The following is a 24,884-nucleotide window of genomic DNA, read 5'->3' as shown; positions in this document are numbered from 1 at the left end:
TCTGCGTCTGGCTGGTGCTGCTGCTGGCGTTGCTGCCCTGGCTGGCCTGGGCGCAGCCCGAGGCGCCGATCCCGCCGCTGGATGCGCCGGTGGTCGACACCACCGGCACGCTGACGCCGAACCAGCGCCTGGAACTGGATCGGCAGGCGGTGCAGTTGCAGCAACGCAAGGGCAGCCAGCTGCAGGTATTGGTGGTGTCCAGCACCGCCCCGGAGAGCATCGAGCAATACACCCAGCGCGTGTTCGACCAGTGGAAGCTTGGCCGCAAGGGCGTGGACGACGGCGTGCTGCTGGTGGTGGCCAAGGACGACCGGCGCGTGCGCATCCAGCCCGGCTACGGCCTGGAGGGTGCGATTCCCGACGCCACCGCCAACCGCATCATCCAGGAATACCTGGTGCCGCGTTTCCGTGCCGGCGACTACAGCGGCGGGATTGCCGAAGCGACCGCGATGCTGGTCAAGCTGATCGACGGCGAGGCGTTGCCGGCGCCGGTGAGTGCGCACGCTTCCACCTCGCGCGGCGGCGGCCTGGGATTCGGATTCTTTGCCGGCCTGTTCGCGGCGCTGGTCGCGCAGGTGCTGTTCGCGCGGCTGTCGCGCCCTGTGCGCGGTGTGCTGAGCGGCGTGGTCGGCGGCGGCGTCGGCCTGCTGCTGAGCCTGTCGCTGTTCGTCGGTGCGCTGACCGGCGCGATCGGCCTGCTGCTGGGCCTGTTCGTCGGCATCGCGCCTGGCCGCTCGGCTGGCGGTGGCGGTTGGGGCGGCTGGGGTGGCGGCGGCTTCGGCGGTGGCTGGGGCGGCGGTGGCGGTGGTTGGGGCGGCGGCGGAGGCGGCTTCGGCGGAGGCGGCTGGGGCGGTGGGGGCGGCAGTTCCGGAGGCGGTGGCGCCTCGGGGAGCTGGTGATGCGTCTGCTTCGGCACCTGTTCGCGCCGTCCGCGCAGCGCCTGTTTCCCGCGGCCAGTCTGGAACGCATCGGCGCGGCGATCGCCGAGGGCGAGCGCCTGCACAGCGGGCAGGTGATGTTCGCGGTGGAATCGGGGCTGGCGCCGGCGCAGGTGCTGCGCGGCATGGCCCCGCGGCTGCGCGCCGAGCATGCGTTCGCGCAGTTGCGCACCTGGGATACCGAGGCCAACAACGGCGTGCTGATCTATCTGCTGCTGGCCGACCACCACATCGAGATCGTCGCCGACCGCGGCCTGCGCGGACGGGTGGACGCGGCGCAGTGGCGCCAGGTCTGCGCGCTGATCGAGCGCGACATGCGCGCCGGCCAGCCCGAGCAGGCGGTGATCGCCGGCGTCGGCGCAGTGTCCGCGTTGCTGGCCGCGCACTTCCCGGCCCAGCCTGGTCAGCAGGGCGAGAACGAATTGCCGAACCTGCCGCGGGTGCTGGACTGAGCGCGCCTGGAGTTCGGGCGTGTCCTGCCGGTAGATGACACGCGGCGTTTTGGCGCCGATGTGGTGGATTTCAGGGGTTTGGCTGCAGGGGGATTCAGGATGCGCTGCCCACCTGCTGCCGATCCGAGCCATTTACCTGGCTGGGATTTTTTCACCGAGTTCGCCACCGACGCATCCTCCCGCAGGAGCGGCTTCCGCCGCGACGGGCGTTCCCCGGTAAAGCCCCGTCGCGGCTGAAGCCGCTCCTACGGGAATGCGCATCGCGTCCGGCCGTACATCGGTCATGCGCAGAGTCGGCGGTGGAGTCCGTGGCAGACGCTTGCGCCTGACGGCAGATGAAGCGCCACCCCGCTGCGCCGTCCGCAATCGCAAGGAGCGGAGTCGGTGGCAGACGCGTGCGCCTGCCAGCAGATGAAGCGCCGCCCCGCTGCGCCGTCCGCAATCGCGGCAAGTAGCGGAGTCGGTGGCAGAATAGGCGCTCTTTGCCCCCCGGCCGACGCCTGCGCATGACCTATCTCCACCAGATCGACCCCATCGCCTTCTCGTTCGGGCCGGTGAAGGTGCATTGGTACGGGCTGATGTACTTGGCCGGCTTCATCTCGGCCTGGTGGCTGGGCCGCCGCCGCATCCGCGCCGGGCGCCTGCCCGGGGTGAACGAGGACGGCTTCTCCGACCTGCTGTTCTACGCGATGCTCGGCGTGGTGCTGGGCGGGCGCATCGGCTACATGCTGTTCTACGCACTGTCCGATTTCCTCGCCGACCCGCTGCTGATCTTCAAGGTGTGGGACGGCGGCATGAGCTTCCACGGCGGCCTGCTGGGCGTGCTGGCGGCCTGCCTGTGGTGGACGCGCAAGGCGCGCCTGCATTTCTTCGACACCGTCGATTTCATCGCGCCGCTGGCGCCGCTGGGCCTGGGCTTCGGTCGCATCGGCAATTTCGTCGGCGGCGAGTTGTGGGGCAAGTTGACCCACGCCGGCTGGGGCGTGATCTTCCCGCACGCGCCGGCGACCGACGGGGTGGCCAACGCGCCAGCGCTGGAGAGCTTGATGAGCAGCGCGCAATTGCAGCAGCAATACGCCGCCGGCATGCTCGATCGCTATGCCCGCCATCCCTCGCAGTTGTACGAAGCGGCGCTGGAGGGCCTGGTGATGTTCGTGGTGCTGTGGACGTTCTCGATGAAGCCGCGCGCACGCTATGCGGTGTCCGGCCTGTTCGCGCTGCTGTACGGCGTGTTCCGCTTCGCCGTGGAGTTCGTGCGGGTGCCGGATGCGCAGCTCGGCTACCTGGCGTTCCATTGGCTGACCCGCGGCCAGCAGCTGAGCATTCCGCTGATCCTGTTGGGCGTGTTCTTGCTGTGGCGCTCGCGCAGCGCGCCCGTGCTGCAGCCGGTGCCGCCGCCGGAGGTGAGCAAGTGAAGCAATACCTGGACCTGCTGCAGCACGTGCTGGAGCACGGCGCGGAGAAGGCCGACCGCACCGGCACCGGCACGCGCAGCGTGTTCGGCTGGCAGATGCGCTTCGATCTCAACGACGGCTTCCCGCTGGTCACCACCAAGAAGCTGCACCTGCGCTCGATCGTGCACGAGTTGCTGTGGTTCCTGAAGGGCGAGACCAACATCGCCTATCTCAAGGACAACAAGGTCAGCATCTGGGACGAGTGGGCCGATGCGCAGGGCGAACTTGGCCCGGTGTACGGCAAGCAGTGGCGGCGCTGGACCGGCGCCGACGGCCGCGAGATCGACCAGATGCAGTGGCTGGTGGACGAGATCAAGCGCAATCCGGATTCGCGGCGGCTGGTGATCAGCGCCTGGAATGTGGCCGAGTTGCCGCAGATGGCGCTGATGCCCTGCCACAGCCTGTTCCAGTTCTACGTGGTCGACGGCAAGCTCAGTTGCCAGCTGTACCAGCGCAGCGGCGATATCTTCCTCGGCGTGCCGTTCAACATCGCCAGCTACGCGCTGCTGACCCACATGGTGGCGCAGGCCACCGGCCTGGGCGTGGGCGATTTCGTGCACACGCTGGGCGATGCGCACCTGTACTCCAACCATTTCGAACAGGCGCGCGAGCAACTGGCGCGCACGCCGCGGCCGTTGCCGCGCCTCCGACTGAATCCGGCGGTGACCGATCTGTTCGCCTTCACCTACGACGACATCGCCATCGAGGGTTACGACCCGCATCCGGCGATCAAAGCGCCGGTGGCGGTGTGAGTGGCGGGGAGTGGGGAATGGAGAATGGGGAATCGGAAAAGGCGGCAGTGGCGGCGGGGACGGATTTGGAGCCGTCTACGCGCCCCTCGCTGCAGTTGAGCCTGATCGCGGCGCTGGATCGGGCCAATGCGATCGGTCGCGACAACGACTTGCCGTGGCGCCTGCCGGACGATCTCAAGCGCTTCAAGGCGCTGACCCTGGGCAAGCCGGTGCTGATGGGGCGCAAGACCGCGCAGTCGCTCGGGCGCGCGCTGCCCGGGCGCTTGAACCTGGTGATGACCCGTTCCGGGCAGGTGCCGTTCGCGGACATGCAGGCGGTGGCGTCGCTGCAGGCGGCGTTCGACGCGGCGCGCGAAGCCGGCGCGACGGAGTTGGCGGTGATCGGCGGCGGCGACATCTTCGCCCTCGCCCTGCCGTTGGCCGAGACGCTGTACCTGACCCATGTCGACACCGTGGTCGATGGTGCCGATGCGCATTTTCCCGCGTTCGATCCGGCGCAGTGGGACGTGGTGGCGCGGCAGGCGCATCCGGTCGATGCGCGGCATGCGCTGGCCTTCGCGTTTGTGGATTACCGGCGCCGATCTGGCGCGGTGTAGCGGCCACCGGGCTGTCGTAGGAGCGGCTTCAGCCGCGACGCGCATTCCGGGGAACGCCTGTCGCGGCTGAAGCCGCTCCTACGAAATCGCAACGTCTCGCGTTAGACCTATTCCTGCTCGGGCGTGGCAGATGCAGCCGGCGCCGGTTGTCCACGGTGCGGCGCGCTGCGCCGCCGCGGCGTGCCACTGCGCGCCGCCGGCGGCGGCCCCTGCACCGGGCGGCCCGGGACCTGCACGACCTGCAGGTCCTCGCTGTCCAGGCGCAACGCGGTGAGCTTGCCGCCCCAGACCGCGCCGGTGTCGATCGCGTGCACGCCCTGGGTGATGGTCAGGCCCAGCGTCGACCAATGTCCGCAGACGATCTTCAGGTCGCGCTCGACCCGCCCCGGCACCTCGAACCACGGGTACAGGCCCTGTGCCTGGGTGCCGGGCGTACCCTTTTCCTCGATCGCGATGCGCCCGCGCGGGGTGCAATAGCGGGCGCGGGTGAACAGGTTGATGATCGCGCGCGAGCGGTCGTAGCCGGTCAGGCCCGGCGACCAGGCGGGGCGGTCGCCGTACATGTTGCGGAACAGCTTGCGGTAGCCGTTGCCGTGCAGTTGCTGCTCGACCTCGCGTGCATGCTTCTCGGCCAGCGCGGTGGTCCACTTCGGCGCCAGGCCGGCGTGGATCATCATCCAGCCGAGTTGGCGGTCGGCGTGCAGCAGCTTCTGCATGCGCAGCCAGGTCAGCAGTTCGTCGCGGTCCTCGGCCAGCACGATGCGCTGCAGGTCCGGGTTGACCTTGCGCTGTTCGTCCGGGCTGCGCTCGCCGATCGCCAGCAGCGACAGGTCGTGGTTGCCCAGCACCACCACGCTGTGTTCGCGCAGCGAGTGCACCAGGCGCAGGGTCTCCAGCGACTGCCCCCCGCGGTTGACCAGGTCGCCGCAGAACCACAGCCGGTCCACCGCCGGATCGAAGCGGATCTTCTCCAGCAGGTGCTGGGTGATGTCGTAGCAACCCTGCAGGTCGCCGATCGCCCAGACCGCCATCAGTGCAGGGTCCGTGGGACGGACAGCACGAACGGGGCGATCGCGGCGATGAAGTGGGTACCGTCGTCGGCCTCCATGTCGTAGTGGCCGCGCATCGTGCCGTGTTCGGTCTCCAGCACCAGCCCGGAGGTGTAACGGAAATCCTCGCCCGGGCGCAGCCGCGGCTGTTCGCCGACCACGCCGTCGCCGTCCACGCGTTCGATGCGGCCGTTGCCGTCGGTGATCTCCCAGTGCCGGGCGATCAGCCGCGCGGCGACGCGGCCGCTGTTGTGGATGCGGATCGTGTAGGCGAACGTGTAGCGTCCGTCCTCCGGCGCCGATTGGTCGTCGAGGAATCGGGGCGACACTTCGACCTCGATCCGATAGGGGGCGTCATCGTTCATCCCCACAGTTTAGAGCGTGTTTTGCCGTTTGAGGCGAGATGCGTCAACGGTTGTCACTGCCAGGCGGCTGACGCGCGGCAGTGGCCCTGGCTGCGGCCTGCGCGAGCCGCACGTGCGGGCCTGTTGTTGCCGCGGGCAGTGTGCAGGAGGGCCGTCGTTCGCGGTGGCGGTCTGTGTTGTGCGGCTTGCCACGCTACGGTGTCGAGGCGGTGCCGTCATCACCATGTCTACGGTGCAGGTCGGCGACGCCTGCGCCGGCATGCAAGGAGGGGGCAACGCGCGCGCAGAGGTCGCACCACGCATGCATGCGCGCGCCGCGCGGGACGTCCGCTCAGGCTTGCGCGATGTTGGCCAGGCGCACGAAGTCGGCGACCTCGAGCTGCTCGGCGCGCGCGTCCGGGCGCACGCCGGCGGCCTCGAACTGGGCAGCATCGCAGACGCCGTTCAAGGCGTTGCGCAGGGTCTTGCGGCGCTGCCCGAACGCGGCGCGGACCACGTCGGCGAAGCGCTTGGGATCGGCGATGCCCACCGTCTGCGGCGGCCGCGGCACCAGCCGCACCACCGCCGAATCCACCTTCGGCGGCGGCCGGAACGCGCCCGGCGGCACCACGAACAGCGAGGTCACCTCGCAATACGCCTGCAGCATGACGCTGAGCCGGCCGTAGACCTTGCTGCCAGGGTCGGCGGCCATGCGGTCGACCACTTCCTTCTGCAGCATGAAATGCATGTCGGCGATCGCCGTGGCGTGGTCCAGGGCATGGAACAGGATCGGCGAGGAAATGTTGTAGGGCAGGTTGCCGACCAGGCGGATGCGTGCGCCCTCGGCCAGGGCGGCGAAATCCACCGACAGCACGTCGCGGTTGAGGATGGTCAGTTCGCCGACACCGGCCGCCGCCGCGGTCAGTGGCGCGATCAGGTCGCGGTCGAATTCGATCACGGTCAGCTGGCCATGCCGGCGCAGCAGCGGGAAGGTGATCGCACCCTGGCCGGGACCGATCTCCACCAGGCGATCGCCGGGCTTGGGATCGACCGCGCGGACGATGCTGTCGATGTAGTGGCGGTCGCTGAGGAAGTGCTGGCCGAGGGATTTCTTGGCCGGGGCGCCGAAGCCGGAGGAGGAAGTCATGGCGGCCATTTTATCGGCATGCACGGGGTGGCGCGCGCCTGCGGCGACGTAGGAGCGGCTTCAGCCGCGACCGGCATGACCGGGAGCCTGGTTGCGACAGAGCGCCGAACGCGCTCGGCCCGGCAGCTAGGACTGCGCGCGGCGCGCCGCCAGTTGCGCGCACAGCGCTGTGGCGGCGAACAGACTGGACGGGTCTGCGACACCGCGACCGGCCAGCTCCAGCGCGGTGCCGTGGTCGACCGCCACGCGCGGGTAGGGCAGGCCCAGGGTCAGGTTCACCGCCTGCTCGAACCCGCTGTACTTGAGCACCGGCAGCCCCTGGTCGTGGTACATCGCCAGCACCGCGTCCACGCTCGCCAGCTTCTGCGGCAGGAACGCGGTATCGGCCGGCAGCGGGCCGATCAGGCGCATGCCCTCCGCGCGCAAGGCATCCAGCACCGGCTGCATCACCTGGATTTCCTCCAGGCCCAGGTGGCCGTCCTCGCCGGCATGCGGGTTCAGCCCCAGCACGGCGATGGTCGGCGCGGCGATGCCGAACTCATGGCGCAGCGCGGCCTCGGTGATGCGCAGGCTACGTTCCAGCAAGGCCGGCGTGAGCGCATCGGCGACCGCGCGCAGCGGCAGGTGGGTGGTGACCAGGGCCACGCGCACGATGGCATTGGCCAGCATCATCACCACCTCGCGGCCGGCATGCTGGGCTAGCAACTCGGTGGTGCCGGTGTAGGCGATGCCGCCGGCGTTGATCGCAGCCTTGTGCACGGGACCGGTGACCATGCCGGCCAGTTCGCCGCGCAGGCAGGCATCGGCGGCCTGGGTCAGCGCGGCGATCACCGCCGCGGCATTGGCCGGTTCGGTCGCGCCAAAGCGGCTGGGCACGGCATTGGCGACCGTGCGCAGGCGCAGGTCGCCAGGGGCGAGGGCGGGACTGGATTCGGGCAGCAGCTGCAGCGGCAGCGACAGCGCCGCCGCGGCGGCGCGCAAGGTGTCGGGATCGGCGAAGGCCAGGAGCTGGCAGTCGTGGCGCGGCTGTTGCGCCAGTCGCACGCACAGCTCCGGACCGATCCCGCCCGGCTCGCCCGGCACCAGCGCGAGCGAGGGACGCATGGGTCAGGGCTTGGCGGCGGGCGCCGCCGCGGGCGTGGCCGCCGGCGCAGTGGCGGCGTCGGTGTTGCCCACGCGCAGGTCGACATAGGCTTCGCCGCGCATTTCCTGCAGGAAGCGGTTGTATTCCTCTTCCAGCTTGCGGCGGCCGATGGTCTCGCGGACCTGGGCGCGCTGGGTATCGCTGGTCACGTCGGTCTGGCGCTCGCCGACGCGCTGCACGATGTGCCAGCCGGCCTCGGTGCGGAACGGCTGCGACACCTGGCCATCCTGCAGGCTCGCGACCTGGTGGCCGAAGTCCGGGCCGAACGCGTCGGCCGGGAACCAGCCCAGGTCGCCGCCCTGGCTGCGGCTGTTGGTGTCTTCCGACGCTTCCTTGGCCACGGCCTGGAAGTCGGCGCCACCGGCGATGCGCGCACGCAGGGTCTCGATCTTGGCCTTGGCCGCCGCATCGGGCTGCGCATCGTTGACCCGGATCAGGATGTGGCGGGCGTGGTACTCGGTGACGGTCTTCTTTTCCGGATTGGCCGAGGCGTCGCGCACCTCGACCAGCTTCAGCAACTGGAAGCCGCTGGGGCCGCGCAGCGGGCCGACCACCTGGCCGGGCTTCATGTCGCGGATCAACTGCGCGAACGCGTTGGGGATTTCATCCAGGCTGCGCCATCCCAGGTCGCCGCCTTCCAGCGCATTGGGGCTGTCGGAGTAGCGCACCGCCGCGGCGTTGAAGTCGATCTCGCCCTTGTCGATCAGGTTCTTGACCCCGTCGATCTTGCCCTGGGCAGTCTTGATCTGCTCGGCGGTGGCGCCTTCCGGCAGGCCGACCAGGATGTGCGCCAGGTGGTACTGCGCCCCGGTGGTGGCCTGCTGCGCCAGCGCCGCGTCGACTTCGGCCTCGCTGACGTTGATGCGGCTCTGCGCGAAGCTCTGGCGCAGGCGCTGCACGGTGATTTCGTCGCGCACCGAGTTGCGGAAGTCGGTGTAGGACATGCCGTCGGCGGCCAGCTTCTTGCGCAGGCCGTCCACGTCGGTGCCGTTCTGCTGGGCGATGCTGGCGATGGCGCGATTCAGCTCGTCGTCGCCGACGCGGATGCCGGTGCTGTTGGCGCGCGCGACCTGCAGCTTGACCAGGACCAGGCGTTCCAGCACCTGCCGCTGCAGCACGTTATCCGGCGGCAGCTGCGCCTCGCGGCCGGCATACTGCGCCTTCACGTTGCGCACGGCACGATCCAGTTCGCTCTGCAGCACGACATCCTCGTCGACCACCGCGGCGATGCGGTCCAGCGGTTGGGTTTGTTGCGCGGCGGCCGGAGCGGACACGCCGGCGACCGCCATCAGGGCGGCGAGAAATACAGAAAGGGTCTTGGTCATGGAATCTGGTTCGGATCGTAAGCGTCCGGATCGGTCGTGGTGTTGCTGGGCGGGACCAAGTACAGGTCGTCGCGGTTGTAGCCGAGAATAGCACGGCGCAGAACGCGGTCCGTGTCCTGGCCCAGGGACGACAGGCCCTTGAGCACGAACTCGACCTGGAACGCGGTGTCCAGCGCGCCGGTGCGGTTGCGCACGTAGCGCCGCGCCACGGCGCGCACCGCCAGGCAGCAGCTGTCCCACTGCACGCCGAGGATGCTTTCCAGCGGCTTCTTGTCCATCAGCGAGTAGTAATGCCGGCCCACCACGCTCCAGGTCGGGTTGATCGGGTACAGGAACGACACATCGGCCTGTTCCAGCAGGTCGCGGCGATAGCGGTAGGCGATGTTGACGATGCCGTCGCCTGGCATCAGATAGCGCGCGCGGAAGCTGGCCAGATCCTTGCGCCGGTACTTGGGGTCCCATTGATAGGTGGCGCCCAGGTTCCAGCGGTCGTTGATCATGTAGTTCGCATCGGCCACCCAGGCCGACTTGCCCTGCTCGATCGTGGTGTCGCTGTTGGGCAGGCTGACCCGCGAATCGCTGAAATACAGGATCTGGCCGAGGCTGACCGACAGCTTTTCCTTGCCGTCGTCCTGGCGCAGCAGGCGCGAGCTCAACGCCATGGTCAGCTGGTTGGCGTCGTTCTGGCGGTCGGCGCCGGTGTAGCGCGAATCGCGGAACAACTGGCCCCAGCTGAAGGTGAACTCGCGGGTATCGAAGATCGGCAGGTCGTTCTGGTCGCGGTACGGGGTATACAGGTAGAACAGCCGCGGTTCCAGGGTCTGCAGATAGCTGGTGTTCCCCCATTTGGTATCGCGGTCGAAGTACAGGCCCGCGTCGACCGTGGCGATCGGCAGGCTGCGCGAGGGCGTGGTGTCGCCGCCCAGCGTGGCCGCCAGATCCTTGTCGAGTTGATAGGCGGTGTAGCGCCAGGCCAGCGTGGGCTTGAGGAACCAGGCGGCGCCGGCCAGCGGCATCGAGATGTAGGGCTTGAGGTCCAGGCGGCTGCCGCCGGGGCGCGGCGTGACCACGCCGGTGCGTTCGTAGGTGCCGTCGGTGGTTTTCTCATGGATGTCATCGTGCACGAAGCGCACCGCTTCGCTGTACAGGCCGGCTTCGAAATAGTTGCCGAACGACTGGTCCCAGTTGAAGAAGGCGCGCGGCTGGCGGTTGTACGGCAGCGCATCCTCGGTCAGGGTGTAGTCGGTCAACTGCCAGCGGTCTGCCATCAGGCCGGCGGTCCAGGTCTCGCCTGTGCCGTAGACGCCGATCGTGCTCTGGATGTTGGATACCGCGTTGCCGAGCAGGCGGTTGGAGAAATCCTCCGTGTAGCGCTCGTCGCTGACCCATGCCACCGAGGCGCGCGCCTGCCACTGCGCATTGATGTTGTGGTAGCCCTGGTAACTGAAGCGGCCGCGATCCTTGTCGCGCAGCTTGTCGTCGGGCAGGTAGGCGGCCTCCAGTTCGCCCTTGCCGCCGTCGTACAGATAGCGGAACTCGCTGCCCAGCATCAGGCCGCGGCTGGCCATGAAGCGCGGATACAGGGTGGCGTCGTAGTTCGGCGCCAGATTCAGGTAGTACGGCTGGGTGTAGTCGAAGCCGTTGCGGCTGGACATGCCGATCGCCGGGAACAGGAAGCCGCTGCTGCGGCGATCGTCGATCGGGAACTTGAACCAGGGCGCGTACAGGATCGGGACGTTGTAGACCTTGAGGATCGCGTTGCGCGCGGTGCCGAAGCCCTCGTCGTTGTCGACGTCGATTTCCGGTGCATGCAGTTCCCACACCCGCTGCGAGGGGTCGCAGGTGGTGTAGGTGGAGCGGTGCATCTGCCCCAGCGCGCCCTGCAGGTCGACCGAGTCGGCCTTGCCGTTGCCGCGGCGGGCCAGCAGTTGGTAGCGAATGTTGGTGATCTTGTGGGTATCGGTGTCCTGATTGCCCTCGGCGCGGTCGGCGATCATGCGGATCGACGAATCCTGGTAGCGCACGTGGCCCTCGGCGATGTAGTTGCCGGTCTCCGTGTCCACCCGCAGGCTGTCGGTACCCATGAACTGGTCGCCGCGCTTGAGCGCGACGTTGCCGGTGTAGTTGGGGATGGTGGTGGTGCCCGACAGCTGGTCGCCTTCGATATTGGTCGGCTGCTGGTCGCGGTTCTGCGCGAGCTTGGGATCCGGCTGCTGCGCGTCGTCGAACTTGGGCAGCACGTCCGGGGTCGGGCACAGGCCCCAGTTCGGCGGCTTTTCAGCCGCCACTGCCGGCAGGCACAGGGCGATACTGAACGGAAGAGGGAGCAGGCGAAGGGTTCGGCGCACGCGCGTCAGGTATCGGGCGAAAACGGTCGCTAGCTTGCCCCATCCTGTGCATAGGGGCAATGAAGGCGTCCCCGGGGCAGGGGACGGGGTTCATCGGGCCTGCGGGACGCTCAGCGCAGCGCGTCGACGTGGGCGACGCTGCCCTCGCGCAGGGCCTGCAGGTCGTAGCCGCCCTCCAGCAGGGACACCACCCGGCCGCGCGCGTGCCGCTGTGCCACCGCGCGCAGCTCGGCGGTGATCCAGGCGAAGTCCTCGGTGTCCAGCATCAGGTCGGCCAGCGGATCGCGCATGTGCGCGTCGAAGCCGGCCGAGATCAGCAGCAACTGTGGCTTGAACGCGTCCAGCAGCGGCAGCATCTGGTCGGCCCAGGTGTTGCGGAAGCGGAAACCGCCGCTGCCCGGCGGCAGCAGCGCGTTGTGCAGGTTGCCGACGCCGCGGTCGTGGACCCCGCCGGTGTGCGGGAACAGCCCGGATTGGTGGGTGCTGAGGTACTGCACGCGGGGCTCGCGCTCGAAGATCGCCTGGGTGCCGTTGCCGTGATGCACGTCGAAATCGACGATGGCGATCCGCTCCAGGCCGTGCGCGTCGCGGGCGTGCGCGGCGGCCACGGCGACGTTGTTGAACAGGCAGAAGCCCATCGCGGTGTCGGCGGTGGCGTGGTGGCCGGGCGGGCGCACCGCGCAGAAGGCGGTGTCGCTGACGCCGTGCATGACCGCGTCCACCGCGGCCACGCCGGCGCCGGCGGCACGCAGGGCGGCAGCGCGCGAGCCGGGCGAGAGTACCGTGTCCACGTCGAGCATCTGCGGGCCGTCGAGATCGGCCAGGACGCGGTCGATCAGGTCGCGCTCATGCACCCGGGCCAGGTCGCCGAGCTTGGCCAGCGGGGCCTCGCGCCATTCCAGCGCAGGAAAGGCCTCGCGCAGTGCGGTGGTCACCGCCTCCAGGCGCTGCGGACGTTCCGGGTGTTCCGGTCCGGGCGCGTGGCCAAGGCAGGCAGGATGGGTGTAGATCAGCATGCGCGGCCGCGGCCTGGGCGTCGCTCAGGCCTGGCGCCGGTCGTGGCGCCACAGCACTTCGCCGTGGCCGTCGGCCCGCGCCAGCACCCGCGCCAGCACGAACAGCAGGTCGGACAGGCGGTTGAGGTAGCGCACCGCTTCCGGGCGCACCGCGTCCTGCCGCGACAGCGCCACCGTCTCGCGCTCGGCGCGGCGCACGATGGTGCGGGCCAGGTGGCAGCGCGCCGCCGCTTCGCCGCCGGCGGGCAGGATGAAGTCCTGCAGTGGCGGCAGGGTGTCGTTGTAGCGGTCCAGGTGCCGTTCCAGCGCGTCGATGTCGGCGGCATGGATCGCGGCGTGGCCGGGGATGCACAGCTCTCCGCCGAGGTCGAACAACTGGTGCTGGATCGCGGTCAGCAACTGCCGCACGTCCTCGGCCAGCGCGCAGGCCAGGACCACGCCGATCGCCGAGTTGGCCTCGTCCACGGTGCCATAGGCGGCGACCCGCGCCGAGTCCTTGCCGACCCGGTTGCCATCGCCCAGGCCGGTGCTGCCGTCGTCGCCGGTGCGGGTGTAGATCTTGGAGAGGCGGTTGCCCATCCCGGTCAGTGACCGACCGGCTGGCCGCGCTGGCCCAGCCGCGCCAGCTGCTCGACGCCGACCTGGACCGCCGCGGCCAGCGCCACGTACAGGCTGGCGCTGCCCAGGTAGGGCAGCAGCCAGTCGCTGTAGTTCTGCCACCAGCCGGCCAGGGTCGGGTTCGGCACGCTGCGGCTGACCCAGTAGAAGCTGCCCTGCGCCAGCAGGTGGCACGACGCCACCGCCACCAGCAGGCTGCCGGCGGCCAGGCCCAGGGCGCGCCAGTCGGCGCCGCGGTAGCGCTGCGCCAGCCAGGCGCCGCCGGCCCACAGCACGAAGTAGGCCGGGATCAGGCACCAGTAGGCCGGCGACACGCAGTAGTGCTGCCAGAAATCCAGGCCCTGGCTGCGGATGACCAGGTAGTCGACCAGCACCGCCAGCGCCATCAGCAGCGGGAACGCCCAGCGGGTCCAGCTGCGCAGGTAGAAGCCGCCGACGAAGAACACCGCCCACGACGCGTCCGGGATCGCCCCGAAGTGGTTGATGCGGGTCGCGGCCAGCAGCGCGGTCAACAGCAGCAGGGCGGGGAGGCGGTGGGCGGAAGGCGTCATGACGGCGGGCACCGGGGCACGTAAGACCCCGGATTCTACTGGAAGCGCGGCGCGCGCGAGCGCCGTGCGCCGCTCTCGCCACGGTGCGCAAGCTGGGCGGTGGCGCTCACCGGCCAGACGGGTGCCGGTCGTATCATGGCCGGATGAGCAAACGACATGACGTAGTGATCGTCGGCGGCGGCCTGGTCGGCGCCAGCCTGGCCATCGCCCTGGACCGGCTGGGTGTGGACGTGGGCCTGGTCGAGGCCGCGCCGCCGGGCGCGTTGCCGCCGGTGTTCGACCAGCGCAACCTCAGTTTCGCCGCCGCCACGGTCAACGCGCTGAGCGCGCTCGGGGTGATGCAGCGGCTGCGCGCGCCGACCGGCCCGATCCGCCGCATCCACGTCAGCCGCGCCGGCGATTTCGGCCGGGTGCGGCTGGAGGCCGCCGAGTATGGGCGCGAGGCCTTCGGCCAGGTGGTGGTCGCGCGCGACTTCGGCGAGGCGCTGGAGGCCAGCCTGGCGGCGACCACGCGGCTGACCCGCTATCGCCCGGCGCAGTTCGTGGCGCTGGAGGCCGACACCGAGGAGGGCGAGCGCCGCCTGCGCATCGTGCGCGACGGCAGCGAGCAGGTCCTGCACACGCGGCTGCTGGTCGGCGCCGACGGCAGCGCCAGCGCGGTGCGCGAGGCCTTGGGCATCGCCGCAACACGGCACGATTTCCAGCAGACCCTGTTCGTGGCGCGGGTGCGCGGCAGCCGCCAGCCCGACGGCACCGCCTACGAGCGCTTCCGCGACGACGGTCCGACTGCCTTGTTGCCGCGCGGCGACCGCCATTACGGCGCGATCCATGCGGTCGCCGCCGAGGACGCCGAGGCGGTGGCGGCGCTGGGCGAGGACGCCTGGCTGCAGCGGCTGCAGGACGCGCTGGGCTGGCGCGTCGGCCGCCTGCTCGGCAGTGGCGAGCGCAGTGCCTACCCGATCGTGCAGGTGCTGGCCGAGCGGCTGACCGACGCGCGCGCGGTGCTGCTGGGCAATGCCGCGCAGACCTTGCACCCGCTGGGCGCACAGGGCTTCAACCTGGGCTTGCGCGATGCGCTGACCCTGGCCGAACTGATCGAGCGCGACGGCACCGACCCGGGCGCGCCGGCGCTGCTGCAGCAGTACGCGCAGCGCCGCGAGCAGGATCGCCAACGCACGGTGGCGTTCTCCGGCGGGCTGGCGCGGCTGACCGCCAACCCGGCCACGCTGCTGCGCCCGCTGCGCAGCCTGGGCCTGCTGGCGGCGGCGCAGGCCGCGCCGTTGCAGTCGTTCCTGGTCGGTGGCGCGATGGGCTTCCGCGGCGATGTGCCGCAGCTGTGCCGGGAGACGCGCGCATGAGCCGGCGCGGCGTGCTGGATGTGGTGGTGGTGGGCGGCGGCGTGGTCGGCGCGGCCTGTGCGCTGGCCCTGGCCGGCGAAGGCCTGGCGGTGGCCCTGGTCGAGGGCCGCGAACCGCCGCGCTGGTCTGCCGACACGCCGGACCTGCGCGTGTACGCCTTCGCCCCGGACAACGCGGCGCTGCTGCAGGGCTTGGGCGTGTGGCCGCAGGTCGTCGCCAGTCGCGCCAGCGCGTACCGGCGCATGCGCGTGTGGGATGCCGGCGGCGGTGGCGAACTGGCCTTCGACGCCGACACCCTGGGCCGCGACCAGCTCGGCTGGATCGTCGAACACAGCCTGCTGGTCGAACAGCTGTGGGCGGCGCTGCCGGCGGCCGGCGTGCAGGTGCATTGCCCGGCGCGGGTGGAGGCGCTGGAGCCGTCGGCCGAGCGTGCGCGCCTGCGCCTGGACGACGGCAGCCGCCTGGACGCGCGCCTGGCGATCGCCGCCGACGGCGCCGATTCCACCCTGCGCGCCTTGGCCGGGCTGGACGCGCCGGCGCACGACTACGGCCAGCGCGGCGTGGTCGCCTTCGTGCAGACCGAACAACCGCACCAGGACACCGCCTGGCAGCGCTTCCTGCCGGGAGGGCCGCTGGCGTTCCTGCCGTTCGCCGACGGCCGCAGCTCGATCGTGTGGACCTTGCCCGAGGCCGAGGCGGCGCGGGTGCTGGCGCTGGACGATGCGGCCTTCGGCGCCGAACTGACCCAGGCCTTCGGCGCGCGGCTGGGTGCGGTGCGGGCGCTGTCGCCGCGGCTGGCGTTCCCGCTGCGCCGGCAACTGGTGGAGGCCTACCAGCGCGGCCGCCTGCTGGTGCTGGGCGACGCCGCGCACGTGGTGCATCCGCTGGCCGGGCAGGGCGTCAACCTGGGCCTGCGCGACGTCGCCGCGCTGGCGACGCTGGTGCGGCAGGCGCAGGCGCAGCGAGTCGACTGGGCGGCGCCGCAGCGGTTGGCACGCTGGGCGCGCGGCCGCCGCAGCGACAACACCGTGGCCGCCTACGGCTTCGATGCGATCAACCGGCTGTTCTCCAACGACGAGCTGCACCTCACCCTGCTGCGCGGCCCGCTGCTGGGCCTGGCCGGCAAGCTGCCGTTGTTGATGCACGGGTTCTGGAAGCGCGCTTCCGGCGTGTGACCGCACGCTCCGGCCGGACGCGGCGGCCGCAGATTCGACCACGCGCGCCGAGCGGCGCCCGTGCCCTCATCCGCCCCTTCGGTGCACCTTCTCCCGGAGGGAGAAGGAAGAGCCAGCTTCGGCTGGTTTGCTTGAGCCTGTCTCCCTTCGGGAGAGGGGTTGGGGTGAGGGTAGGGAGCGAAGCGCAGCACGCAGGCCGCGTTCCTGCCATGGAGGACGACGATGCAAGACGCGACCCGGGCGCAGACCGTGGATCTGCTGATTTCCCACAGCCAGGTGCAGTTGCGCGCCCGTGCCTTCGACGAGGCCGCCTGCCGCTGGGGTCCGCGCAACCTGGCGCAGGGCGCGATCCTGCATCGTGACTACGTGGTGTTCGATCCGTTGCCCGAGGACGCGTTCGGCGCGCAGGTGCACCTGGTGCTGGCCGCGGCGTTCGCACCCGATCCGCGTGCGCAGCGGCGCATGCAGGTGCCGTTCCGGGTGGTTCCGGACGCGCGGGTGCAGGTGGCGTCTGCTGCTGAGGCCTTCGATGTGACGCTGGCGCTGCAGCCTGGCGACTACGCGCTTTACTACGAAGTCTGCGAAGGCGACGACGAGGTGTATTACCGGCTCACCCTGGTGCCGGCGACGCAGCCGGTGGCGGCGCGTTATCTGCTGGACGATCCCTGGGGCGGAACGCAGGATGCGCCGCTGCAGGAAGGAATGCTGTAGCGCTCGTCAGCGCGGTGGGCGAGGCGAGATGGAGGGCGTATTGGATGACGCGCGGTGCGGCGATCGATGCGCCGGCTGCGCTGAAGCGAGCGTCTGACGTTCCGGCCCTCGCGTGACGGGTGTCTGCGGTGTTGCCGCTTCAGAAAACAATCGCGCCGCATGCGGCGGGGAAGCCGCAGGCGGCGCGTGTGGTGGAAAGGACGCGAATCGGTCGACGCGTGGATCGCGTCACGTCGACATCCAGCCTTCCAGGTCGGCCTTGCTCAGGCGGCCGTGGTGATGCACGTCGACGGCATCGAACTCGGCGTACAGCGTCGGGTCGGCCTTGGCTTCGGCGCGGCTGATGTAGCCGTCATGGTTGCGGTCGAGCTTGGCGAAATCGATGTGGTAGTCGCCGACGATCGAGTTCGGCTCGACCGAGGTGACATTGATGATCTGGCCGTTCTGGTGCAGGGTCACTTCGTCCGGCGCCGACTGCGCCATGGCCAGCGCCGGCGCGGCAAGCAGCGCGAACGCGAACGGGACGAGACGAGGAACGATGCGGTTCATGGCACGACTCCTGTTGCTGGGAAGGAGTCAAGAACATAGGCCTGGCCGAATTAATCGACGCTAAAAAAATCGGGCCTTCGCACGTGTGCGCCGGCGCTGTTTAGCAAGCGTTTCCAATGTGCGCTCCAGCGCGGCCGGCGCTGCCCCTGGCGCTGCCGGACGCACGTCGGCGTGGCTACAGCGCACTTCGCATGATCTGCTTCCGCGACACGCAAGCCGGATGCCGCTTGCCTGTAGCAGAGGCTTCAGCCGCGACGGCGGCGTTACCGGTAAACCCGTCGCGGCTGAAGCCGCTCCTACAGAACGCGTCCCGACGTGATGCGGGATGTCTACAGCCAGCCGGCCAACTGCGCGCGGCTGAGGCGGCCGCTGTGGGTGGTGTCCAGCGCGTCGAACTCGTCGGCCAGCGACGGATTGGCCTGCGCTTCGCTGCGGCTGATGTAGCCGTCGTGGTCGGTGTCCAGCGCCTCGAAATCGATGCGGTAGCTGCCGGCGACGCGGTCCGGCTGGATGCTGCGCACGGTCACCTGCGCTTCGCCCGGCGTCGCCGGCAACTGCACCTGGTGGGTGACCACACCGTTGCTGAGCGGCTGCGCGCGCACGTTGACCGGCGCATCCCGCAGCGGTTCGGTGGTGGCGCTGGAGGTGCTATTGAGATTCTGCGCCGCGGCCGGCGCGGCGCAGGCGCACAGGCAGCAGAGCAGGACGAGGGAACGGCAGGGCATGGACAAGACGCAACTCCGGTATGGCGAGGGATGGCGGCCCCGGCTCAGCCGGGGATGAATGGAAACGCGAGCTTCAACAGGCCCTTCAGCCCGCCCTCGGCGGTGCTGGCGACGGCCTTGGCGCCGAGGCTGTTGAGGGCGCGGCGCACGTCCTCCCAGCGTAGCTTGCTCACGTCCTTCTTCAACAGGTCGGCGACCTCCTCGGCGGTGGGCGCCAGCTTCTGCAGTTCCTGCGTCACCTTCTCCGGCTCCGGCTGCAGGTAGCCCCAGCGCTCGGCGATCTTCAGCAGCGTGTCGAAGCGCACCGCCATCACGTCGCGGTTGCGCTCGTACACGGGCATGGCGCCGACGTCGACAATGGCTTGTTCGAAGCGCTGCTGGTCGTCGGGATGTTCGATGCGGATCGCCAGGAAGCCGTCCTTCTTGCTGCGCTCGCTGACGTGCTTGGCCCCGGCGCGCAGGTTGTCCTCGGTGAGCACCGTGGCGACGATGCGCTGCAGCGCCGCCTCGTTGTCCTCCGGCACCAGCGCGCGCCAGCGCGCATAGCCGTCGCGGCGCAGGCCCTTGACCTTGGCCGGGGTCACCCGCAGGCGCATCGCCACCGCGTTGTTGGAATCGCTGCGCGAGATCGCGCCGTCGCGCTCCAGCAACACGAAGATCAGCAGTTCCAGGTCGCGCTTGGTCAGCGACTGGAAGCCCTGCAGCAGGGTCAGGCGCAGGAATTCGTCGGCGAAGCCGGCCGGGTTGTTCAGTTCGATCGGCTGCATGTGCGCGGCCCTCCAGTCAGTGCAGCCAGGATGCCAGGCGGCCATTGCGCGGGCTGAGACACCGCTGCGATACGCATCCCATCAACGTCCGTGCTCGCGTCCGGGGCGGTCGCTGCGGAAGGTCTCGATCGCGCCGCGGTCCTGCAGGGTCACATCGACATCGCGCCCGTCGGCGCCGCCGAAGGCCAGGTTGGTGGGCTTGCGGCCCTTGGTCGCGACCTCGTGCAGCAGCGTGCCGTCGGGCGCCAGCACGATCACCTTGCCGGCGTCGTAGCGGGCCACGTACAGGTTGCCGTCGACGTCGCAGCGCATGCCGTCCAGGCCGGCGTCGGCGAAGCTGGCGAACAGCCGCTTGTTCGAGACGGCGCCGTCGGCCGCACGGTCGTAGACCCAGATCCGCCGCTGCACGCTCTCGTTGACGTACAGGCGCTTGCCGTCGGGGCTGACCTCGATGCCGTTGGTGGTGCCCATGCCGGTCTCGATCAGGTGCGCACTGCGGTCGCGGTCGATGCGCCACAGCTGGCCGCCGTCGTGCTTCCAGTCCGGGTCGCTGGCGTACAGGGTGCCGTCGGGCGCCATCGCGATGTCGTTGGGCTGGAACGCGCCCGGCAGCGTGGCGTAGACCTCGATGCGCTTGCTGCGCAGGGCGATGCGCAGGATGCGGTGCTGGCCGTAGTCGGCCACCAGCATGCGCCCGCGGCGATCGAAGCGGATGCCGTTGCCGATGCTGCCGGCAGGCAGATCCACGAACAGGCTGGCCTGCGCGTGGCCGTCGGCATCGCGCTGGATCCGGCCGATGCTGCCGTCGTGGGCGAAGTTGACCACGTACAGCGCACCATCGGGGCCGGTCGCAGGCCCTTCGATCTTGTCGGTGAATACGCCATCGCCGACCAGGTCGCGGGCGTGGAACAGGGGTTCCTGCGCCCTGGCCGGGGCAGCCAGCAGCAGGGCGAGGGCGGCGAGCAGTGGGCGGCAGCGCATCGGGTGTCCGGACGGCGGGGGAGGCGGCAGTGTGCCAGAGGCCCCGACGCATCGCGCGATAGCGCTCACAGTGCCGATGCCGCGCCAGCGGTTAGGGTGGGGAACCTTTCCGGTCGGAGTTGCGCATGGAGCCGTCCTCGCCGAATCGCCGCCGCCTGTTGTTGGCCGGCCTCTCCGCCACCGCCGCCGGCATGCTTGGAGCGTCCGCATGGGCGGCCACGCCGGCGCGTCGTCGCAAGCCGCTGGGCGTGGCCCTGGTTGGGCTCGGCGAGTACGCCAGTAGCCGTCTGGCGCCGGGGCTCACCCTGACCAGGCACTGTCGCCTGGCCGGCATCGTCACCGGCTCGCCGCAGAAGATCCCGCAGTGGCAGGCGCGCTACCGCATCCCGGATCGCAACGTCTACAGCTACGACGACCTGGAGCGCATCGCCGACAACCCGGACATCGACGTGGTCTACGTGGTCACGCCCACCCATCTGCATGCGCCGCTGAGCCTCCGCGCCGCGGCCGCCGGCAAGCACGTGTGGTGCGAGAAACCGATGGCGCTGCACGCCGAGCAGGCGCAGGCGATGATCGAGGCCTGTGCGCGCAACAAGGTGCGGCTGAGCATCGGCTACCGCATGCAGCACGAGCCCAACACCCGGCGCCTCATCGCCCTGGCCGGCGAACGCCCGTTCGGGGCGATGCGCAGCGTGCGCGCCGAGGCGGGCTATGCCGGCTATGGCGACACCGACCCGGCGCAGCGGCCGTGGCGGCTGCGCGCGCAGTACGGCGGCGGGGCGATGTACGACATGGGCGTGTATCCGCTCAATGCGGCGCGCTACACGACCGGCGCCGAGCCGCTGGCGGTCAGCGCGCGGCGATCCACCGATCGGCCGGCGCTGTTCGACGAGGTCGACGAGCACATGCACTTCACCCTGGAGTTCCCGCACGAGGTGATCGCCAGCTGCGCGGCCAGCTTCGGCCGCACCATGAACCTGCTGCGCGCCGAGTGCGCGAATGGCTGGTACGAACTGGCGCCGTTCCAGGCCTACGACGGCGTGCGCGGCCGGGCCAGCGATGGCCGCCTGTTCGACGCGCGGGTGCGCCACCAGCAGGCGCTGCAGATGGACGAGGACGCGCTGGCGATCCTGCAGGGCACGCCGCTGCGGGTGCCTGGCGAGGAAGGCCTGCGCGACATGCGCATCGTCGATGCCATCCAGCGCTCGGCGCGGGAGGACGGGGCGCGGATCGTGTTGTAGCGGTGGGCGGAGCCAATGCGCTCTTCGTAGGAGCGGCTTCAGCCGCGATGGCTTTCCCGATAATGCCCATCGCGGCTGAAGCCGCTCCTGCGAAAACCGGATGGATGCGGCCGCTCAGCCTGGGATCGCCAGCACCGTGATCTCTTCGCGGTCGTGGTAGAGCTGCTTGGCGCGCAGCTGCAGCGGGCGTTCGGCGCGCTCGGCGAACAGGTCCAGGCACAGCCGGGTCTCGTCCCAGCGCTTCTTCATCGGCAGCTTCAGGTTGAAGATCGCGTGCCGGCACCAGCCCTCGCGGAACCAGGTGGCCATGCGCTCGGCGACGCGGCGCGGTTGCTCGACCATGTCGCAGACCATCCAGTCCAGCGGCTGCGGCGGTTTCCAGTGGAAGCCGTCGGCGCGCAGGTGGTCGACCAGGCCGCTGTCGAGCACGTGCTGGCGCAGCGGGCCGTTGTCCACGCTGGTCACGTGCAGGTGCTGGCGGGTCAGTACCCAGGTCCAGCCGCCGGGGGCGGCGCCGAGGTCGGCCGCGCGCATGCCCGGGCGCAGCAGCGTCTCGCGCTCTTGCGGGGTCAGCAGCGCCAGCAGCGCTTCCTCCAGTTTCAACGCCGAGCGCGAGGGCGCCTCCGGCAGCAGCTTGAGGCGCGGAATGCCCAGCGGCCACGGCGCGCTGTCCTCGCTGTCGGCCACCGCCAGCAGGGCGTGGGTGCCGGTCACGAAGCACACGTGCAGGCGCGGCAGCCGCGGCTGCGGCTTGTCGCTGAGCAGGCCGGCCTTGCGCAGCGCCGGGCGCAGCGCGTTGCCGAAACTGCGCGCCAGGCCCGACAGCGGCTTGCCGGCGTCCGAGTCCGGATGTTCGACCCACAGGTCGCCGAAGCGCGGCTGTCCGGCAAGCGCAAGCAGGATCGGCGCGATGCGGTCGCTGGCCGGCAACTCGCGCAGTTCGGCCAGCAGCTGCAGCTTCTGCCGGGCGAAGATCAGCCCGCGCCAGGGCAGTGCCTGCGCCGGCACCGCGGTGTCGCTGAGCAGCAGCGCATAGCCGCTGTTGCGCTCGGTGCGGGCGTAGGCGGCCAGCCCGGCCTCGCCGGCGCGGGCGTTGAGCTCGGCCGCCAGTTCGGGTTCGAAGCCGGGCCGGCAGTAGCACAGCAGGCCCTGGACCAGCGGGCCGTTCTCGGAGGACATGGGCAAGCCTTCGTCGGCGGCGTCAGTAGCGGGGGCTGTCGAGTTCGCCATAGCGGCGCAGCACCGAGCAGGCGGCGTCGCGATGCAGGCCGCGCACCACCTCGATGCCGCGGCGCTGCAGCTCGCCGACCCAGTCCGCCGGCAGCGGGCCTTCGTCGAACGGGGTCAGCGCCATCACGTCCTCGGCGCTGGCACCGATCAGCAGGCGGTCGATGCCGGCCCAGATGGTCGCGCCGTAGCACTGGCAGCACGGCTGCGAGGAGGTGGCCAGGGTCACCGGCGACAGCACCGCGTTCAGTCGCGGGGTCTGCAGGCGCTGCTGGGCCAGCATGTAGGCCATGTTCTCGGCATGCGCCAGCGAGGTGGTCTGCGGCACGACGCGGTTCACGCCGACGGCGATGATGCGGTGGTCCGGGCCGAACACCGCCGCGCCGAACGGGCCGCCGCTGCCGGCGTCCACGTTCAGTCGCGACAGTTCCACCGCCAGCGCGACCTTGTCGGCGTCGCTGGCGTAGACGGCCTGCGGATCGACCGCCTCGTGGATCCAGGCGGGCAGGGTGAGGTGGACTTGCGCGTAGAGCATCAGCGGACGGGTTCGGCAGGCTGGGGGGCGCGCAGTGTATCGGCTTGCGCGGGGCGCGCGCTGCATTGCCCGGCCACGCAGGAGCAGCCGGCGATGGCGGGCGAGCCGCACACGCTCATGCGCCCGCTGGCCTGGCATTGCGCCATCACGCCCTGCGGATCGGTGGGGCTGTCGCGGTTGACGCAGGCCGGCATCGCCCCGCAGCAGTTGCCGACGTTCTTGACGGTGCAGTCGGCATCGGTACGGCAGCTGGTATCGACCTTGATCGGCAGGCCCGGTGCGGATGCCGCTTGCGCAGGCGCCGGCACCGCCGGCTTGGCGGTTTCGCTGCGCGCGCAGGCGCTGGACAGCAGCATGCCGGCGAGCAGGCACAGGGAACACAGCAACGACGCGAAATGGCGGGACATGGCGACCTTCCGTGCGGTGGAGTGCGGCCATGGTAGCAACCCCTCGCGCCGCCACCGGGTCAGCGGCGCACGACCGTCAGCGTGTCCGCGTTCTCCTGCGCGATCCGCAACGCCGTGCCGTCCAGCGCCTGGTGCAGCGCCTGGCGGATGCTGATCTGTCCCCTCACCGCGTTGACCGGCAACGACGCGAGGCCTGGATCGCGGTACACGACCATGCAGCCGGTGGCGTGGGCCAGTTGCTGCGACACCTCATCGAAGCGCCCGGCCGGCAGGTCGTAGGCATGGTCGGGGACGGCGTCGCACTTGCCGGTCGCCGCCGGTGCGCTGGCGGTGACGGCCGAATCCGGTGTCGCGGGGGACGGTGCGGTGGAAGCGTTGCTGCAGCCGGCGAGTGCGAAGACCAGCGCGAGGACGGGGCAGCAACGGCGCAGGAGTGTGTGCATGGCGCGATTCCCGTGAGAGGACCTGCGCCAGTCTAGGCAGCGCCGCTTAACCGGGCTTGGCTTCGCGCACGGCGGGTTGCGGCCGCGCATGCACCAGGGTGCACCACAGCACGCCGCCGAGCAGGCAGGCGATCGCCAGCAGTTCCAGCGCGGTCGGCCAGCGCTGCTCCCACAGAAAGCCGTACAGCAGCGCGAACACGGTCTCGAACACGATCATCTGCCCGACCAGGGTCAGCGGCAGCAGCCGGCTGGCGTGGTTCCAGCAGGCGTTGCCGATCACCGAAGCGAACAGCGCCAGCACCAGCGCCATGCCCCAGAAGCGCATCCACTCGGGGCCGGCGTGCGGCGTGCCGGCCAGCGCGAACGCCGGCAGCGCCAGGGCCAGGGCCAGCGCGCCGGTGACCACGCCGGTCAGCAGCGACCAGTCGCGGCCGGACAGGTCCGGGCGCCGCCGCAGCCAGCGCGCGTTCTTGATCGAGTAGGCGGTCCAGCACGCCAGCGCGCCGACCGCGCAGGCCAGTCCCGCCGCACGCAGGCCGAGGCTGGCCGGAATGTGCGGCCGCGCCACGGCCAGGGTCTGCACCGCGACCAGCGCCACCCCGAGCACGCACAGCGCGCAGGGCGCGGCGAGCCGGCGCAACCGCACCGCGCCGGCCGCGCGCGAGCCGATCACGGTGACCGCCGCCGGCAGCAGGCCGATGATCAGCGCGGTGGCGGCGCCGCCGGCCCACTGCACCGCGCTGCCCAGCAGCACGTAGTAGACGATGTTGCCGAGCAGGCTCAGGCGCAGCAGCGCCCACCATTCGGCCGCGCCCAGCGGCGCGGTGGCGGCGCGCCAGCGCGGCAGCAGCACCACGGCGGCGATGGCGCCGTAGGCCAGGTAGCGCGAGATGGCCAGTTGCAGCGGCGAGAAGGCGCTCAGCAGTTGCGGCGCCAGGAACACCAGGCCCCACAGCGCACCCGCGACCATGCCGCTGCCGACCCCTGCCCATAGACGTTCGCGCATGCGGTTCGGTTCCGTATCGGCCGTG

The 24,884-nt window shown here is 70.5% G+C and carries 27 protein-coding genes; 9 read left to right on the top strand and 18 right to left on the bottom strand.

The genetic code is table 11. The annotated features are described in order from the left end of the window. The first annotated feature begins 11 nt into the window (after positions 1-11). From J7357_RS13400 to J7357_RS13380, 5 genes are all read left to right on the top strand, one after another. Positions 12-899 carry a TPM domain-containing protein gene (locus J7357_RS13400; protein WP_244667520.1) on the top strand — a complete coding sequence of 296 codons (888 nt, stop codon included), beginning with the start codon at positions 12-14 and terminating at the stop codon, positions 897-899. Continuing rightward, positions 899-1,390 (top strand): TPM domain-containing protein, encoded by a 492-nt coding sequence (locus tag J7357_RS13395; protein WP_209247154.1) that lies wholly within the window; start codon positions 899-901, stop codon positions 1,388-1,390. The genes J7357_RS13400 and J7357_RS13395 overlap by 1 nt, the downstream gene beginning before the upstream one ends. A gap of 506 nt (positions 1,391-1,896) precedes the next feature. After that, positions 1,897-2,805 carry a prolipoprotein diacylglyceryl transferase gene (gene lgt / locus J7357_RS13390; RefSeq protein ID WP_209247152.1) on the top strand — a complete coding sequence of 303 codons (909 nt, stop codon included), beginning with the start codon at positions 1,897-1,899 and terminating at the stop codon, positions 2,803-2,805. Further along, on the top strand, positions 2,802-3,596 hold the full coding sequence (locus J7357_RS13385; protein ID WP_152246453.1) for a thymidylate synthase: 795 nt from the start codon (positions 2,802-2,804) through the stop codon (positions 3,594-3,596). Before lgt ends, J7357_RS13385 begins: the two co-directional genes overlap by 4 nt. 89 nt (positions 3,597-3,685) lie before the next feature. Further along, complete coding sequence (locus J7357_RS13380; protein WP_209247297.1) at positions 3,686-4,192, top strand: dihydrofolate reductase; 507 nt, start codon at positions 3,686-3,688, stop codon at positions 4,190-4,192. Positions 4,193-4,299: 107 nt separating this feature from the next. Here J7357_RS13380 and J7357_RS13375 read toward each other — a convergent pair whose 3' ends face one another. From J7357_RS13375 to J7357_RS13335, 9 genes are all read right to left on the bottom strand, one after another. After that, positions 4,300-5,223 carry a symmetrical bis(5'-nucleosyl)-tetraphosphatase gene (locus tag J7357_RS13375; RefSeq protein WP_209247150.1) on the bottom strand — a complete coding sequence of 308 codons (924 nt, stop codon included), beginning with the start codon at positions 5,221-5,223 and terminating at the stop codon, positions 4,300-4,302. Next, on the bottom strand, positions 5,223-5,606 hold the full coding sequence (gene apaG, locus J7357_RS13370; RefSeq protein WP_209247148.1) for a Co2+/Mg2+ efflux protein ApaG: 384 nt from the start codon (positions 5,604-5,606) through the stop codon (positions 5,223-5,225). Before apaG ends, J7357_RS13375 begins: the two co-directional genes overlap by 1 nt. 331 nt (positions 5,607-5,937) lie before the next feature. Next, a complete protein-coding gene (rsmA, locus tag J7357_RS13365) occupies positions 5,938-6,732 on the bottom strand; it encodes a 16S rRNA (adenine(1518)-N(6)/adenine(1519)-N(6))-dimethyltransferase RsmA (RefSeq protein WP_209247146.1) in 795 nt (264 codons plus the stop codon). A gap of 126 nt (positions 6,733-6,858) precedes the next feature. Further along, positions 6,859-7,836, bottom strand: a complete 978-nt coding sequence (gene pdxA, locus J7357_RS13360; RefSeq protein ID WP_209247144.1) for a 4-hydroxythreonine-4-phosphate dehydrogenase PdxA — start codon at positions 7,834-7,836, stop codon at positions 6,859-6,861. Between the two features lie 3 nt (positions 7,837-7,839). Then, positions 7,840-9,201 carry a peptidylprolyl isomerase gene (locus tag J7357_RS13355; RefSeq protein ID WP_209247143.1) on the bottom strand — a complete coding sequence of 454 codons (1,362 nt, stop codon included), beginning with the start codon at positions 9,199-9,201 and terminating at the stop codon, positions 7,840-7,842. Next, entirely contained in the window at positions 9,198-11,549 is a 2,352-nt protein-coding gene (lptD, locus tag J7357_RS13350) for an LPS-assembly protein LptD (RefSeq protein WP_209247141.1), read from the bottom strand. Before lptD ends, J7357_RS13355 begins: the two co-directional genes overlap by 4 nt. A 110-nt stretch (positions 11,550-11,659) precedes the next feature. Beyond that, positions 11,660-12,565, bottom strand: a complete 906-nt coding sequence (locus J7357_RS13345; RefSeq protein WP_209247139.1) for a histone deacetylase family protein — start codon at positions 12,563-12,565, stop codon at positions 11,660-11,662. Between the two features lie 24 nt (positions 12,566-12,589). After that, on the bottom strand, positions 12,590-13,144 hold the full coding sequence (locus J7357_RS13340; RefSeq protein WP_209247137.1) for a cob(I)yrinic acid a,c-diamide adenosyltransferase: 555 nt from the start codon (positions 13,142-13,144) through the stop codon (positions 12,590-12,592). A 5-nt stretch (positions 13,145-13,149) separates the two neighbouring features. Further along, positions 13,150-13,734: a hypothetical protein gene (locus J7357_RS13335; protein WP_209247135.1), complete on the bottom strand. Its 585-nt coding sequence runs from the start codon at positions 13,732-13,734 to the stop codon at positions 13,150-13,152. Between the two features lie 143 nt (positions 13,735-13,877). Here J7357_RS13335 and ubiH point away from each other — a divergent pair, with 143 nt between their 5' ends. The 3 genes from ubiH to comJ all read left to right on the top strand — a co-directional run bounded on the left by ubiH (position 13,878) and on the right by comJ (position 16,978). Further along, positions 13,878-15,092 carry a 2-octaprenyl-6-methoxyphenyl hydroxylase gene (gene ubiH / locus J7357_RS13330; protein ID WP_209247133.1) on the top strand — a complete coding sequence of 405 codons (1,215 nt, stop codon included), beginning with the start codon at positions 13,878-13,880 and terminating at the stop codon, positions 15,090-15,092. Continuing rightward, positions 15,089-16,267, top strand: a complete 1,179-nt coding sequence (locus J7357_RS13325; protein WP_209247131.1) for a UbiH/UbiF family hydroxylase — start codon at positions 15,089-15,091, stop codon at positions 16,265-16,267. The genes ubiH and J7357_RS13325 overlap by 4 nt, the downstream gene beginning before the upstream one ends. Positions 16,268-16,489: 222 nt before the next feature. Beyond that, positions 16,490-16,978, top strand: a complete 489-nt coding sequence (gene comJ, locus J7357_RS13320; RefSeq protein ID WP_209247129.1) for a competence protein ComJ — start codon at positions 16,490-16,492, stop codon at positions 16,976-16,978. Between the two features lie 228 nt (positions 16,979-17,206). Here comJ and J7357_RS13315 read toward each other — a convergent pair whose 3' ends face one another. The 4 genes from J7357_RS13315 to J7357_RS13300 form a co-directional block, all read right to left on the bottom strand. Further along, entirely contained in the window at positions 17,207-17,527 is a 321-nt protein-coding gene (locus tag J7357_RS13315) for a hypothetical protein (RefSeq protein ID WP_010340011.1), read from the bottom strand. A gap of 329 nt (positions 17,528-17,856) precedes the next feature. Next, complete coding sequence (locus J7357_RS13310) at positions 17,857-18,252, bottom strand: EF-hand domain-containing protein (protein ID WP_209247127.1); 396 nt, start codon at positions 18,250-18,252, stop codon at positions 17,857-17,859. A gap of 44 nt (positions 18,253-18,296) precedes the next feature. Next, positions 18,297-19,019 carry a hypothetical protein gene (locus J7357_RS13305; protein ID WP_010340013.1) on the bottom strand — a complete coding sequence of 241 codons (723 nt, stop codon included), beginning with the start codon at positions 19,017-19,019 and terminating at the stop codon, positions 18,297-18,299. A gap of 81 nt (positions 19,020-19,100) precedes the next feature. After that, on the bottom strand, positions 19,101-20,000 hold the full coding sequence (locus J7357_RS13300) for an SMP-30/gluconolactonase/LRE family protein (protein WP_209247126.1): 900 nt from the start codon (positions 19,998-20,000) through the stop codon (positions 19,101-19,103). Positions 20,001-20,191: 191 nt separating this feature from the next. On the opposite strand from J7357_RS13300, the gene J7357_RS13295 reads away from it, so the two are divergent. After that, on the top strand, positions 20,192-21,241 hold the full coding sequence (locus tag J7357_RS13295; RefSeq protein ID WP_244667517.1) for a Gfo/Idh/MocA family oxidoreductase: 1,050 nt from the start codon (positions 20,192-20,194) through the stop codon (positions 21,239-21,241). 114 nt (positions 21,242-21,355) lie between these two features. Here the strand turns inward: J7357_RS13295 and rlmM are convergent, their stop codons facing one another. From rlmM to J7357_RS13270, 5 genes are read right to left on the bottom strand one after another with little or no spacing between them, the layout of a single operon-like run. Then, positions 21,356-22,420 (bottom strand): 23S rRNA (cytidine(2498)-2'-O)-methyltransferase RlmM, encoded by a 1,065-nt coding sequence (gene rlmM, locus J7357_RS13290; RefSeq protein ID WP_209247122.1) that lies wholly within the window; start codon positions 22,418-22,420, stop codon positions 21,356-21,358. A 22-nt stretch (positions 22,421-22,442) separates the two neighbouring features. Continuing rightward, positions 22,443-23,003: a nucleoside deaminase gene (locus tag J7357_RS13285; RefSeq protein WP_209247120.1), complete on the bottom strand. Its 561-nt coding sequence runs from the start codon at positions 23,001-23,003 to the stop codon at positions 22,443-22,445. Then, a complete protein-coding gene (locus J7357_RS13280) occupies positions 23,003-23,410 on the bottom strand; it encodes a hypothetical protein (protein WP_209247118.1) in 408 nt (135 codons plus the stop codon). The genes J7357_RS13285 and J7357_RS13280 overlap by 1 nt, the downstream gene beginning before the upstream one ends. Positions 23,411-23,469: 59 nt before the next feature. Beyond that, the gene (locus tag J7357_RS13275; RefSeq protein ID WP_209247116.1) at positions 23,470-23,853 is read right to left on the bottom strand and encodes an STN domain-containing protein; all 384 of its coding nucleotides are present in this window, start codon (positions 23,851-23,853) and stop codon (positions 23,470-23,472) included. 46 nt (positions 23,854-23,899) lie between these two features. Next, a complete protein-coding gene (locus J7357_RS13270; protein ID WP_209247114.1) occupies positions 23,900-24,859 on the bottom strand; it encodes a DMT family transporter in 960 nt (319 codons plus the stop codon). Positions 24,860-24,884 lie beyond the last annotated feature (25 nt).

The organism is Xanthomonas sp. D-109 (genome assembly GCF_017746095.1).
Classification (GTDB): domain Bacteria; phylum Pseudomonadota; class Gammaproteobacteria; order Xanthomonadales; family Xanthomonadaceae; genus Xanthomonas_A; species Xanthomonas_A sacchari.
Note: the sequence above shows the minus strand (reverse complement) of the source record. Positions and strands in the feature narration are given on the sequence as shown.

Excerpts from the sequence above, each read along its gene's own strand:
- J7357_RS13395 (WP_209247154.1), top strand. The coding sequence starts at position 899 with ATGCGTCTGCTTCGGCACCTGTTCGCGCCGTCCGCGCAGCGCCTGTTT.
- lgt (WP_209247152.1), top strand. The coding sequence starts at position 1,897 with ATGACCTATCTCCACCAGATCGACCCCATCGCCTTCTCGTTCGGGCCG.
- J7357_RS13375 (WP_209247150.1), bottom strand. The coding sequence starts at position 5,223 with ATGGCGGTCTGGGCGATCGGCGACCTGCAGGGTTGCTACGACATCACC.
- apaG (WP_209247148.1), bottom strand. The coding sequence starts at position 5,606 with ATGAACGATGACGCCCCCTATCGGATCGAGGTCGAAGTGTCGCCCCGA.
- rsmA (WP_209247146.1), bottom strand. The coding sequence starts at position 6,732 with ATGACTTCCTCCTCCGGCTTCGGCGCCCCGGCCAAGAAATCCCTCGGC.
- pdxA (WP_209247144.1), bottom strand. The coding sequence starts at position 7,836 with ATGCGTCCCTCGCTCGCGCTGGTGCCGGGCGAGCCGGGCGGGATCGGT.
- J7357_RS13355 (WP_209247143.1), bottom strand. The coding sequence starts at position 9,201 with ATGACCAAGACCCTTTCTGTATTTCTCGCCGCCCTGATGGCGGTCGCC.
- J7357_RS13345 (WP_209247139.1), bottom strand. The coding sequence starts at position 12,565 with ATGCTGATCTACACCCATCCTGCCTGCCTTGGCCACGCGCCCGGACCG.
- J7357_RS13340 (WP_209247137.1), bottom strand. The coding sequence starts at position 13,144 with ATGGGCAACCGCCTCTCCAAGATCTACACCCGCACCGGCGACGACGGC.
- J7357_RS13335 (WP_209247135.1), bottom strand. The coding sequence starts at position 13,734 with ATGACGCCTTCCGCCCACCGCCTCCCCGCCCTGCTGCTGTTGACCGCG.
- ubiH (WP_209247133.1), top strand. The coding sequence starts at position 13,878 with ATGAGCAAACGACATGACGTAGTGATCGTCGGCGGCGGCCTGGTCGGC.
- J7357_RS13325 (WP_209247131.1), top strand. The coding sequence starts at position 15,089 with ATGAGCCGGCGCGGCGTGCTGGATGTGGTGGTGGTGGGCGGCGGCGTG.
- comJ (WP_209247129.1), top strand. The coding sequence starts at position 16,490 with ATGCAAGACGCGACCCGGGCGCAGACCGTGGATCTGCTGATTTCCCAC.
- J7357_RS13315 (WP_010340011.1), bottom strand. The coding sequence starts at position 17,527 with ATGAACCGCATCGTTCCTCGTCTCGTCCCGTTCGCGTTCGCGCTGCTT.
- J7357_RS13310 (WP_209247127.1), bottom strand. The coding sequence starts at position 18,252 with ATGCCCTGCCGTTCCCTCGTCCTGCTCTGCTGCCTGTGCGCCTGCGCC.
- J7357_RS13305 (WP_010340013.1), bottom strand. The coding sequence starts at position 19,019 with ATGCAGCCGATCGAACTGAACAACCCGGCCGGCTTCGCCGACGAATTC.
- J7357_RS13300 (WP_209247126.1), bottom strand. The coding sequence starts at position 20,000 with ATGCGCTGCCGCCCACTGCTCGCCGCCCTCGCCCTGCTGCTGGCTGCC.
- J7357_RS13295 (WP_244667517.1), top strand. The coding sequence starts at position 20,192 with ATGCTTGGAGCGTCCGCATGGGCGGCCACGCCGGCGCGTCGTCGCAAG.
- rlmM (WP_209247122.1), bottom strand. The coding sequence starts at position 22,420 with ATGTCCTCCGAGAACGGCCCGCTGGTCCAGGGCCTGCTGTGCTACTGC.
- J7357_RS13285 (WP_209247120.1), bottom strand. The coding sequence starts at position 23,003 with ATGCTCTACGCGCAAGTCCACCTCACCCTGCCCGCCTGGATCCACGAG.
- J7357_RS13280 (WP_209247118.1), bottom strand. The coding sequence starts at position 23,410 with ATGTCCCGCCATTTCGCGTCGTTGCTGTGTTCCCTGTGCCTGCTCGCC.
- J7357_RS13275 (WP_209247116.1), bottom strand. The coding sequence starts at position 23,853 with ATGCACACACTCCTGCGCCGTTGCTGCCCCGTCCTCGCGCTGGTCTTC.
- J7357_RS13270 (WP_209247114.1), bottom strand. The coding sequence starts at position 24,859 with ATGCGCGAACGTCTATGGGCAGGGGTCGGCAGCGGCATGGTCGCGGGT.